The 11,772-nt window shown below is 59.7% G+C and carries 11 protein-coding genes; 4 read left to right on the top strand and 7 right to left on the bottom strand.

Going from position 1 to position 11,772, the window contains the following annotated elements; all coding sequences use genetic code 11:
• Positions 1–20: 20 nt before the first annotated feature.
• From BLT85_RS04325 to BLT85_RS04315, 3 genes are all read right to left on the bottom strand, one after another.
• Positions 21–1,985, bottom strand: coding sequence for a BCCT family transporter (locus tag BLT85_RS04325; RefSeq protein WP_093392001.1), 1,965 nt, complete (start codon positions 1,983–1,985; stop codon positions 21–23).
• A gap of 276 nt (positions 1,986–2,261) precedes the next feature.
• The gene (locus BLT85_RS04320; protein ID WP_093392000.1) at positions 2,262–2,468 is read right to left on the bottom strand and encodes a cold-shock protein; all 207 of its coding nucleotides are present in this window, start codon (positions 2,466–2,468) and stop codon (positions 2,262–2,264) included.
• A gap of 207 nt (positions 2,469–2,675) precedes the next feature.
• Positions 2,676–3,134 carry a DUF4112 domain-containing protein gene (locus BLT85_RS04315; protein WP_093391999.1) on the bottom strand — a complete coding sequence of 153 codons (459 nt, stop codon included), beginning with the start codon at positions 3,132–3,134 and terminating at the stop codon, positions 2,676–2,678.
• 227 nt (positions 3,135–3,361) lie between these two features.
• Here BLT85_RS04315 and BLT85_RS04310 point away from each other — a divergent pair, with 227 nt between their 5' ends.
• From BLT85_RS04310 to BLT85_RS04295, 4 genes are all read left to right on the top strand, one after another.
• Positions 3,362–4,252, top strand: a complete 891-nt coding sequence (locus tag BLT85_RS04310; protein WP_093391998.1) for a PA4780 family RIO1-like protein kinase — start codon at positions 3,362–3,364, stop codon at positions 4,250–4,252.
• A gap of 404 nt (positions 4,253–4,656) precedes the next feature.
• Positions 4,657–5,892, top strand: coding sequence for an MFS transporter (locus BLT85_RS04305; protein WP_093391997.1), 1,236 nt, complete (start codon positions 4,657–4,659; stop codon positions 5,890–5,892).
• Positions 5,893–5,905: 13 nt separating this feature from the next.
• Complete coding sequence (locus BLT85_RS04300) at positions 5,906–6,841, top strand: aldo/keto reductase (protein ID WP_093391996.1); 936 nt, start codon at positions 5,906–5,908, stop codon at positions 6,839–6,841.
• Entirely contained in the window at positions 6,838–7,536 is a 699-nt protein-coding gene (locus BLT85_RS04295) for a DUF6064 family protein (RefSeq protein WP_093391995.1), read from the top strand. Before BLT85_RS04300 ends, BLT85_RS04295 begins: the two co-directional genes overlap by 4 nt.
• Before the next feature lie 851 nt (positions 7,537–8,387).
• On the opposite strand, the gene BLT85_RS04290 is transcribed toward BLT85_RS04295, so the two are convergent.
• The 4 genes from BLT85_RS04290 to BLT85_RS16760 all read right to left on the bottom strand — a co-directional run bounded on the left by BLT85_RS04290 (position 8,388) and on the right by BLT85_RS16760 (position 11,750).
• The gene (locus tag BLT85_RS04290; protein ID WP_093391994.1) at positions 8,388–8,996 is read right to left on the bottom strand and encodes a class I SAM-dependent methyltransferase; all 609 of its coding nucleotides are present in this window, start codon (positions 8,994–8,996) and stop codon (positions 8,388–8,390) included.
• A 328-nt stretch (positions 8,997–9,324) separates the two neighbouring features.
• Complete coding sequence (locus BLT85_RS04285) at positions 9,325–9,858, bottom strand: Hsp20/alpha crystallin family protein (protein ID WP_093391993.1); 534 nt, start codon at positions 9,856–9,858, stop codon at positions 9,325–9,327.
• 192 nt (positions 9,859–10,050) lie between these two features.
• Complete coding sequence (locus BLT85_RS04280) at positions 10,051–10,908, bottom strand: SDR family NAD(P)-dependent oxidoreductase (RefSeq protein ID WP_093391992.1); 858 nt, start codon at positions 10,906–10,908, stop codon at positions 10,051–10,053.
• A gap of 170 nt (positions 10,909–11,078) precedes the next feature.
• Positions 11,079–11,750, bottom strand: a complete 672-nt coding sequence (locus BLT85_RS16760; RefSeq protein ID WP_197673869.1) for a serine hydrolase domain-containing protein — start codon at positions 11,748–11,750, stop codon at positions 11,079–11,081.
• Positions 11,751–11,772 lie beyond the last annotated feature (22 nt).

The following is an 11,772-nucleotide window of genomic DNA, read 5'->3' as shown; positions in this document are numbered from 1 at the left end:
GGCACGAGTCAGCGCTTCGGTCAGCGCACGACGTGAAGGAAGTGCATATGCCGTTCGTATTGGTCCAGAATATCGCCAATCACCTCGTCGCGACTCCAGCCCATCACGTCGTAGTTCTGCCCACCTTCGTTCAGATACACCTCGGCACGGTAATACTCGTCTGCCGTATTCTCGTCATCGTTCACCGAGGTCAAACTGGGCCGCTCGTAAGCGCGCGGACGCACCTCGTAGACAAAGTCCGTTTCGCCCTGATGGAGAATTTCAAGCCGGACACGGGAGTCTTCACCGCGGCTCACACGTGTCTCGAACCCTTCTGCATCGAACTCGCCATTGATCGCTTCGCAAGCCGGCTGAACGACCTCTGTCAGGAATCGCTCCACTTCTGGCTCGTTCGGAAAGCGAACCATGTTATGCAGCCGGCGGCGCCACCCGCCAGATGCGGTCGAGGTGGTCGGCGAGGTGGTCGGCGTCTGATATCGCAGGTCGCGTTTGGTGGCGTCCAGCCGCAAGGCCTTCAGTAACCCGACGATGCACAGCATCAGAACCAGGGTAAACGGCAACGCGCTGGCGATTGTGGCGGTCTGCAAGGCGGTCAGCCCGTCCGCAAGCAGCAAAGCGATGGCCACGACACCCATGGACGTCGCCCAGAACAAGCGCTGCCAGACTGGCGTCGGGCTCACCCCACCCGATGCCAGAAGGTCAACCACCAGCGCCCCGGAGTCCGCAGAGGTAACGAAGAACACCACCACCATGAGGATTGCGATCAGCGAAAATACCGAGGCGAACGGAAATTCCTCAAGAAATGCGAAGAGCGCCAAGGCCGAATTCGCTTCGATCGCTTGTCCGAGGCCCTCGACCTGTCCCCACAGAATCATATGTATCGCGGTGTCGCCGAAGACCGTCATCCAGAACAAGGTGAAACCGGTTGGTACGAGCAGCACGCCCGTAACGAATTCGCGGATGGTACGGCCGCGAGAAATACGTGCGATGAACAACCCAACGAAGGGCGACCAGGCCAGCCACCAGCCCCAGTAAAAGAGCGTCCAGCCGCCGATCCAGTCGTTCGGCTCATAGGCATACAGGTTGAACGTGGTGTTGACCAGATTCGACAGGTAACCGCCGGTGTTCTGCACGAACGTCTGCAGGATGAACACGGTGGGGCCGGCAATCAGCACGAAAGCCAGCAGGATGACTGCGAGGATCAGGTTGACCTCCGACAGCCGTCGAACACCCTTGTCCAGACCCGTTACCACGGACACGGTCGCCAACGCTGTGGTTGCCACGATAAGGCCCACCTGAACGGGAACCGATATAGGCAGCCCATACAGGTGGTTGAGCCCGGTATTGATCTGACTGACCCCAAGGCCGAGCGACGTGGCCACACCCAGCAAGGTGCTGATGATAGCGAATATGTCTACCGCGTGGCCGATAGGGCCGTAAATGCGGTCACCTATGAGTGGATACAGCGCCGAACGAAGCGTCAGCGGTAAGCGATGGCGATAGCTGAAGTACGCCAGGATCAGCGCGACGATAGCGTAGATCGCCCAGGCATGGAGCCCCCAATGGAAGAAGGTAATGCGCATGGCGTCACGCGCTGCGGCCGCGGTGCCGCCCTCTCCCGCAGGCGGATCGAGGAAATGCATGACCGGCTCTGCGACGCCGAAGAACATCAAACCGATACCCATCCCGGCAGAGAACAGCATGGCGAACCAGGTCGGCCGGCGGTAGTCCGGCTCGCTGTGATCAGGCCCCAATTTGATGTCACCGAAGCGGCTAACGGCGACCAGGACAACCGTCAGAAGAATGCCCGCCACCGCGAGAATATAGATCCAGCCCACATTGGTGATAATCCAGGACTGCAACTCACCGAATACGACCTGTGCCTGCTCCGGCAGTACCACGCTGTACAGCACGAGAGCAAAGATGAGAGCGGCGGAGCCGAAAAACACCGGAGGATTAAGGGTGGATGTCGGTTTTTCCTGCATGGGTACTCCATTTACCGAGGCCCCTTTACATGAGGCACTTAAAGGCATGAGGCCAGTCCGTTCGGATGGCGTGTGCAACAACCGACCACGCAATCGCCGGGAATATCCCCCTTGAAGCACAGGCCGAACAGGCTGGCATCATAACCAGCGTCACTCCCGGACGCTTCCGCCCCGGCAACCAACCTCGCAGACAGCTAAATGCTGGCCAACAAAAAGCCCAGCATTTAGCTGGGCTTTTTGGTTCTTCGCAGTCAGGCGCGCGAGGCGCCCGAAGGCTTAGACGGCCATGATGTTTTCAGCTTGCGGGCCTTTCTGGCCCTGCGTCAGCTTGAACTCAACGCGCTGGCCTTCGGCAAGGGTCTTGAAACCCGAGCCGGTGATGGCGCTGAAATGTGCGAACACATCCGGGCCACCTGCCTGTTCGATGAAACCAAAGCCTTTAGCTTCGTTGAACCATTTAACCGTGCCAGTAGTAGTAGACATAATAAGTATCCTGAAATAACAAATGATGGTCCGTGCGGACCGGATGCTGGAAAGAGGCGATAACTTAGAAACTTCAGGACGAGGCACGACTAGCGATACAACGAAGTGGAGATCTGAACTAAATACTTTCTATCAAGCTGGTGCCCACTGTACAGCATCGCTGACAGATAGATACCTTTAATTCGGATTATTTATCCTTAAGGGCTTTTACATAAGAACCGCGACGCCGCCAGCGATCCCGGCGAAGAGCACCGACAAACCGATCAGGATCTTCCATGGGAAGACTCGCGGCGGCTCCTCTACGGCCAGCTGGGCGTTCAGATAGTCCCTTAACAATCGCGTATTGCGCGTGTTGGCCTTGTAGACGGCGTCGAAGGCGTCCCCCACCACCGGTATCAGACCCACAGCAAAGTCGATCCCCACATTACGCAGCATGCGGCGCTTTACCTCACCGCTTGCCCCGGCCCGCTGAGCCTCCAGTAACACATAGCAGGCCATCGCCAGGCCGGCCGCATCACCAATGCCCGGAATCAGACCCACGATAGCTTCGACACCGATCTTGAACCGGGTAAAAGGCAGGCCGATGCTGCTGTCGGTGAAACGGCTGAACTTGTCGAGTCGCTTGAGAATCGCCCGTTGTTCGGCTTCAGTCGGTGTTCGTGGCATTACGTCTCCGAGGCTATCAAAGCTCAAACGGGGAGCTTCATCTTGAATTCTGAAGAGTACGAGCTGACGCAAGAAGTTCAGAAATCGACCCAGCGCAGCATGGAAGCCGATTGACGATTGCCGTAATCTGCAGACCTGAATGTATTAGCAGCGGTGGGCAACGCCAAGCTTGTCCACCGAGGAGCCACGCTGCATCACTCAAACATCAAGAGGATCCGTAAGCTGGGATGAAAACGCCAAAACGACTCGAGCCGTTAGTCGAAGATGGGCTGATCGACGAAGTGCTGCGACCGCTTATGAGCGGCAAGGAAGCAGCGGTTTACGTGGTGCGCTGCGGCAAGGAACTGCGTTGCGCCAAGGTATATAAAGAGGCCAATAACCGCAGCTTCCGTCAGGCAGTGAAATATCAGGAAGGCCGCAAGGTACGCAGCAGTCGCGACGCCCGCGCCATGGCCAAGGGCTCCAAGCACGGCCGCAAGGAAAAGGAAGAGAACTGGCAGAACGCCGAAGTCGCCGCGCTGTATCGACTGGCACAAGCCGGTGTGCGCGTACCCAAACCGTACGACTTCCTCGACGGCGTACTGTTGATGGAGATGATCACCGATCCCGACGGCGACGCCGCCCCACGTCTCAATGATGTAGACCTGGAGCCCGAAGACGCGCGGGAATTTCACGCGTTCATGATCGGCGAAGTGGTCAAGATGCTCTGCGCCGGGCTGGTGCATGGCGACCTGTCCGAATTCAACGTACTGCTCGACGGGGACGGCCCGGTGATCATCGACCTGCCGCAAGCGGTCGACGCAGCCGGCAACAACCATGCGTTCGAAATGCTCGAACGGGACGTGGGCAACATGTCGGCCTACTTCGGCCAGTTCGCCCCGGAACTCAAAGCGACGCGCTACGCCAAGGAAATGTGGGCGCTGTATGAAGACGGCAAGCTGACGCCGGATAGCGAACTGACGGGTGAGTTCGACGAGCCGGAAGATGAAGCCGATCTTGACGGCGTGATGCGTGAAATCAAGGCAACCCTCGCCGAGCAGGAACGTCGGGAAGCACTGCGCAACGCCACGGACGAACCCAGCGATGAGCCGCCGCCTCCCCCCTGGATGCGAGGGTAAGCCAAACCCTTCGCAGCCAGGCCTTCGGCCAGTCAGCTCCTACATGGAACACTCAGCCGGCGCGGTCTCCTGTAGGAGCGCACCTGGGCGCGAACCGCGGAGTCATGCACATCCCAAGGCGTTCACATCGTTGCGCATCGCTTCCTTCAACTGCCTTCGGTGTGAGTCAAAGCCAGCAGTCAGCCCACTGTAAACCGGCCCTCTGGCCCAAGGATAAACTCGGCTCCCATCGTGCAGAAAAGTTCGTGAAGCTCTTCGCGCGGATCCGACGTCCGTACTGCTTGTATTGATCTGATGATGATTGGCTCAACTACGAGACGCATGTTGATCCGCTCTTCCGGCCGCCGCGAGTGATAGCTGCTAACCTCACTCGCTACGAAGCATTTGATACCAAGCGAGCCCCGATGTCCCAGAGCAACAACCGCCCCAACATGGTCATCACCGTGCTGTGCGGCACCCTAACGTCCCTGGTTGTGATCGGCTTCGCCCGCCTGGCCTATGGCGTGATCCTGCCGGCGATGCGTGCGGACCTTGGTCTGTCCTATCAGCAGGCGGGCATTCTCAGCACGGTGACCGCGCTGTGTTACGTCTGCTTCGTCCTCGCCGGCGGCCTGGCGGCGGCGCGCTGGGGCGCCAAGGCGTCGATTCTGTTTGGCATGCTAACGGTGACGGTGGGCTTCGTTGGTTTAGCGTTTGCCGCCAACTTCTGGTTGGTCATGTTCCTCAAGGGAGTGCTGGGGTTTGGCACGGCCTTCGCCTTTGCGCCCATGGTATCGCTGCTGGCGACCTGGTTTCCCGAGAAGCGAGGCCTGGTCATCGGATGCATGACCAGCGGCGTGGGACTCGGTGTGCTGGTCTCCGGGGTGCTGGTGCCAGCCATGTTCTCGGCATTCGGCGAGCATGGCTGGCGTGTCAGCTGGGGCGTGTTTGCCGGTGCAGCGTTGTTCGTCGCGGCCATGATCGCTCTGTTCGTGCGCAACCCTCCCCAGGCCAAGTCCAGCGATGCGGGCGGCTTGCCCTCGGACGAGAAGTGGCGGATTTACCGCAACCCACGCGTGCTGATCGTGGCTAGCACCTACGGCATCATCGGCATGGGCTATATCGTCCAGACCGTCTTCATGGTCAGTTACATGGTCGAGACCGGTCACAGTGCCTCCACCGCCGGCAGCTTCATGGCGATGATGGGCCTGATGTCCATCGCTGCAGGCCCGCTGTGGGGTTGGGTGTCCGACTTCTGGGGGCGTGGCAATGCGCTGGCGATGTGCATTTTCATGGTGATCGTGGCGATGGGATTGCCGCTAATCGACCAGACTCTGCTGTTTTTCTTTTTGCACTTCCTGGTCATGGGCGCCTCGATCAACGGGCTGTTCGCGATGATCCAGACCAGCGCGACCGATCAGGTAGCGCCCCGCTACATCCCCATCGCCTTCAGCTTCGCGACCCTGTTCTTCGCCATCGGCCAGTTCCTCGGCCCGGCCATCGCCGGGTGGCTGATCGAATCCACCGGCGGCTTTACCGCAGCGTTCAGCTTCACTTTCCTGGTGCTCTCGGTGGGTTTCGGCTTGACTCTGTTGATACGTCGCTTTCCCAAAGAGCTGGCCGTTGCGGAGCCGGAGGCGGTGCCAACCCAACAAACCTGAAAGAGCGAGCGCCATGACCCATCGCATCACTCGCAGAGAGAGCCTCAAGCTCATCGGTGCCACCCTGGCGGCGATGATGCTGCCTTCCACGTCCCTTTTCGCCAGCCCCGGCGGGCTGCGGCAAAAGCCCTATGCAGGCACCGACAACACACTGCCCGTCATCGGCATGGGTACCTGGCGCACCTTCAACGTGGGCAGCGACCCGAAATTGCTGGACGCTCGCACCGAGGTGGTAAGGACGTTTCTCGAGCTTGGCGGTCGCCTGATCGATACCTCGCCCATGTATGGCTCATCGCCGGATACGCTGGGTTACGCGTTACAACAACTGGGTACGCCCGAAAACCTGTTCGCCGCAGACAAGGTCTGGAGCCCGGCCGGTGGGTCTGCCCGCGAACAGGTGGCCGAGCAGGAGATGCGCTGGAATGTGGAGCAGCTCGACCTGGTGCAGGTCCACAACCTGACTGATTGGCGCGAGCACCTGGCAGCGCTGCAGGAGATGAAAGCCGACGGCAGGATCCGCTACATCGGCATCACCACCTCGCATGGGCGGCGGCACCGCGAGATGGAGCAAATCATGACGTCGGAAGACATCGACTTCATTCAGCTCACCTACAACATCGCCCAGCGCGAGGCGGAAGACCGGCTGTTGCCGCTGGCACAGGAAAGAAACATCGGCGTCATCGCCAACCGGCCTTTCGAGGGCGGCAGCCTGATCAAGAACCTCAAGCGGAGAAACGAGCCATTGCCCGAATGGGCCGCAGCGGAATGCGGCTGCAGCACCTGGGCGGACTTTCTATTGAAGTTCATCGTCAGCCACCCGGCGATCACCTGCGCGATCCCGGCCACCACCCAGGTCGAGCATATGCGGGAAAACATGCGCGCCGGCCATGCCCCGATGCCCTCGGCTGACGCTCGGAAACGGATGGCCGCGTACATCGAATCGCTATGAACGACTGGGCCAGCTATCAACTGCAGGACTTCATCCCGTTCACCACGGACGTGTACTTCCGCCTGATCGAGCGGATGGGCGAAACCTTCTGGCCGCTGCATGTGCTGACACTGGCGCTGGGCGCAGCCGCGATTGTTCTGGCATTGAAGGGCCGCACGCAGCTCGCCTGCCTTCTCCCCGCTCCGCTCTGGGCTTTCGTCGGCGTGGCGTTTTTCATCCAGCGTTATGCAGAGCTCAACTGGGCCGGGGGCTATGCCGGCTACGCGTTCATCGTCCAGGCCGTCCTGCTGGCACTGGTTGCGTTGACCGGATTTGGCCTGGATAAAGCGCCGCGCCTCACCAGCCCACCGATACTTATCGGATTGGCTCTAGCTATCTTCGGTCTTATCGGCATGCCCTTGATCGCCCCGCTGACGGGTGGCTCGTGGTATCAGGCAGAGGTACTCGGCATCCACGCCGATCCTACGGCGGTGGCCACGCTGGGTTTGGCGTTGATCGTGTTCCGAGGTTGGGCGCTCTGGGCGGCGAGCATCATCCCGGTGTTGTGGGTGCTGGTCTCTGGCCTGACCTTGCAGGTGCTGGATGCGCCGCGCTTTCAGATTCTATTTGCGGTGGTGGCGATCGGGCTGGTTGGTTTGGTGTGGAAGAGCTGCGAGTCTCGCCGGGTACTTTCGACGCCCAGCACAGGTATGTGACGATCCAATCTGTCCCGTTTCGCTTCCAACCGCCTGGTCAATTTACATAACACCTTCAGGTGCGATACGCCTGGTATGCATGGCAATACATATCCCGCCACCCATCGTTCAACGGTTGCTTGGTGCGGCACTTTGCCTTAAGCCACTCGCGAGCGCCTTTGCGGCATGAGCGATAAGGAATCGAGCCCTTGCCGACATTTAGGCAGAACGTGGTGTTATCGATGGTGCTATTCCGATAAGTGAATGTCGTTTGCCAACTGCTGCGCCGCCCTCGGGCATCCTGCCAATTGACGGTTGCATGTCCCGTTCCGGTTAGACCCATGGGGCGACTGTTTGACCGGGTGGCCACGCGCTGAACTTCGGCAACAGCTGGAATCACGTTTATCGATCGCTTAGGCACATAGTTCGAATCGTTGAACTCGGTCTGCCTGGTGGCGGCTCGCTGACGGTCGCGCTCAACCTGCTCCCGGAACAATTCTTCAGGCGTTTTCTGGGGTGGTGGATGACTGGGCTTGGTGATTGCAACAGACGGTGCGTCTGTCCTCGAAGTAGGAAGGGGTGGAACCTGCGGAGCGCGTTCGGTCTGCCAGGAGGTAAGAATCGGTCTACCCGAAGTCAAATAGGCTTGCCCAACCAGTAGCGCCACGGCAACCGAGACCGCGACCGCAAGCAAGACAGCTGCGAACCGACGAGTATCTTTCCGCTTTCTGATGCGTTGCGGGGCATCATCCCAGTCTGAATGCATGTAACGTCATCCCTGTTTCTATACGGAGCGATCCAGTGCTCCTATCACCGCCAAGAATCTTACTCAAATTCGCCAGACAGGCCTAGCCGCGAAATCTGATACCAGTTCAATCTGCCGTCTTGTACCAGCTATAAACCCGCATCGGCGGGATATTCCGCAGTTCAAGCGTGCAACCGGCGGGCGCGCCCATGATCGGGTTGGTGTACCCGGCGACATCACGTCGGAACTGATAAGCAACGAAGCGCCCGTTCTCCCCCAGCGAATCCTTGACCGCCTGCGCCACGCGCGTCGCAACGGGCTGCGGCATCTTCGAGAATGGAATGCCGGAAATCACCACATCCGGTTGCTCCATGCCGTGCTGCGCCAGGATGTCGGCCAGATCCGCGGCGCTGCCCAGGTGGTTGATGAAGCGCGGGTCTTCGATCTCGCCAAGCAGATCGTGGAAGTAAGGGCTCAGTTCGATCGAGAGCAATCGCGCATCCGGGCCAAGGTGCCGAAGGAAGGTTCGCGTGGTGCCGCCGGTACCAGGCCCCAGCTCCACCACTCGCGTGGCAGCAGATAGATTCGAGGCATCGACGATCCGTTGTTCGAGGAAGCGCGAGCTCGGAATGATCGATCCTACCTGGCTCGGCTCCTGCAGAAATCCTCGGAGGAAAGCTGCTGGATTGGTTTTTCGAATTGACTCGGATTTAGGATAACCAGTGTCCTCCGCCATAGTGCTTTCAACCTTTTCGCCTGAGTTGTTATTCGTCTCTACAGCAGTGGATCCATGCTCGCCGGGCGAACACTCTGCGCCAGAATGTTAGGCCGACGCCATGAGTCGACTTCAACTTCCAGAGGAAGCCAGCCCCGATCGTTGCGGTGAAATCCGCAGGCCGGAGGCCTCGCCTACCTTCGGGTTGAGTCCTTTGAAAGCCGGAGGTTCCCTTCACAGGGTCTGCGGCTTCGGGTGACAAGGACGCGATAGCAGAGGGCGCAGGTTCACACCGCCTTTGATCGGGTGCGCCAAAAAACCCCGGTCGTTCAACCGGGGTTTTGATAGCTCATGACGCTTTGATTTTGATCACCTTCTCCGGCTTGATGCTTTCCGGAGTCTTCGGCAGGCTTATGGTCATTACGCTCTTGCTGAAGCTCGCTTCGATACGCTCGGCATCGACGCCCTTCGGCAGTCTGAACACACGCTTGAAGCTACCCTGCCACCGCTCGGAAAGATGGTAGGTCTGCTTCGTTTCATCCCGCTCGAGCTTCTTCTCGCCCTGAATGATCAGGTTGCCGTGCGACAGCGTCACCTCGACGTCCTTTTCGGTCAGGCCGGGCAGGTCCGCGATGATCTCGTAGGACTTGTCGGTCTCGATGACGTCTACGGCCAGGCTGCCCGGGCCGGACTCGCTGCGCCAGTACGCTCCTGGCTCCTGCGCGCGGGCAAGGGACAGGATCGGATCGCGAAAGAACTCATCGAACAGGCTGTCGACCTGCCGACGCAGACCGCTGACGGTATCAAGTCGGGGCGCGGCGATGTCGCGCTTGTTCTCGGTAGCGTTACCCTGAGTGACCAATTGCTTCACATTGTTGGACATGATGGGTTTCCTCCCTATGTTCGTGCCAAGAAGAAAACCGGAATGTGCTGCGCCACCCTCTGAAACGAAACGCCGCAGCGCCACTCCGTTTGCAAGATTCTTATAAGGTCGCGGCGGCGCGTTTCAAGGGAGCAGACGCAGCGATTGCATGTAAGAAATTGTGTCCAGCCGGGGCGCTATCACTGCGCCCCGTCAGTCTTTGTTCACCGCCCTTGGATCAACCGATGCCCCTGCGCCCAGCTCTTCTCGCACCTTGGCCAGACGCGCGCCCTCCTTGCTGGTAATCATGAACAACTTGGCCGGATCGTTCGTGCGCAACTGTAGCGCACCCAGCTCCATGCCCTCCGCTACGACGATGTCATGCTGACGCGCCGCCAGTCCATTCAGGATGGTGTGCGCTGCTGCGACTGGATCGATACCGTTCTCGATATTCGCATCGGACCGCCCACGCGCCGAGCCACTCCCTTCCAGCGCATTCTTTGCGATATCGGTGCGCACTGAGCCGGGAATGATGATGCTCACGCCAATGCCATAGGCTTCTTCGACTTCCGCACGCAGCGCTTCGAAGTAACCCACCACCGCGTGCTTGGCACCGCAGTAGCCAGTGCGCAGCGCCGTGCCCACCTTGCCCGCCACCGAGCTGACCACCGCCAGCTGGCCGCCACCCTGCTCCACCAACCGCGGCAGCAGGGCCTGAGTCAACGCCAGCGGCGCCATGTAGTCCACCTCGATCAGCTGCCGATACACATCCAGCGAGGTGTCCAGCGCCAGACTGCGCTGACTGATACCCGCATTGTTGATCAGCACATCAACGCGCCCACGCCAGCTCCAGGCCTGCTCGACCAGAGCCGGCAATCGGTCGTAGTCGGTGGTATCGAAGGCCAGCACCAGCGTGCGCTCCGGCGCCTGATCAGCCAGCGCCTGCAGCGCATCGGCGCGTCGACCGGAAAGGATTACATAGGCACCTTGAGCAAACAGTGCGTTGGCCAGTGCCTCACCGATACCCGACGACGCCCCGGTAACCCAGACTACCTTCGACTCAAATGACATAGCGCGATTCTCCCTGTTTCGCAGGCAACCAGTCGCCCGACATGGATTTGAAGGTAGCGGCTCAGTGAGGATGAGTCTGTCATGGCTGTGACAGTTGTTGGCCTATCGGCCCGAAGTCGCCTCAAACCAGAGGAGCAGATTGATCTGCCCCTTCCCACGGCTGGCTGAAGCTAACGCTGAGCCTCCCGATCAATTGCCTTCTGCACCTGCCGGAAGAACGCCAGCCGCTCCTCACCCTGATCGCCCTGGCGGTCGGTTGCCTGGGGCCAGTTACCGTTCGAGGCGATCACCAGTCGCCTCTTGGGATCGATAAAGATGGCCTGACCGAAGATGCCCTGGGCGATATAGGCGCCGTCATCGAGAGTCCACCATTGGTAGCCGTAGCCCGCCCCGGGTTTGCCGATATCTGCCTGCTTGGTGGTTGCCTCGGCGATCCAGCCCTCGGGCAATACCGGCTCACCATCGACCAGTCCACCGCCCATGATGAACAGCCCGAAGCGCGCATAATCCCGGGTCGCAGCCTGTACGCAGCAACCGCTGATTTCATGCCCGGTGGAGCCCAGCAGCCAGGTCGCGTCCTGTTCCATGCCAAACGGCTTCCAGACCTTTTCTGACAGGTATTCCGACAGGGTCTTGCCGCTAGCCGAACTGGCCAGCACGCCGATCAGATTGGTCTCGCCGGTCTTGTAGACCCACTTGGTGCCCGGCTCCGCCTCGGATTCTAATTGGCGCATGTAGCTCACCGTGATATCGACGCCCGGCTCGGGTTCATGCCTGCTGAACTGCGCAACATCCGATTGCGGGTCTGCGTAATCCTCGTTCCATTTCACACCCGACGTCATCGTCAGCAGTTGCTTGATGGTA

Origin of the sequence: Halopseudomonas xinjiangensis (assembly GCF_900104945.1) — a bacterium.
Lineage (GTDB): Bacteria > Pseudomonadota > Gammaproteobacteria > Pseudomonadales > Pseudomonadaceae > Halopseudomonas > Halopseudomonas xinjiangensis.
The sequence above is the reverse complement of the archived record's forward strand: the minus strand, read 5'-3'. Positions and strand labels throughout refer to the sequence as shown.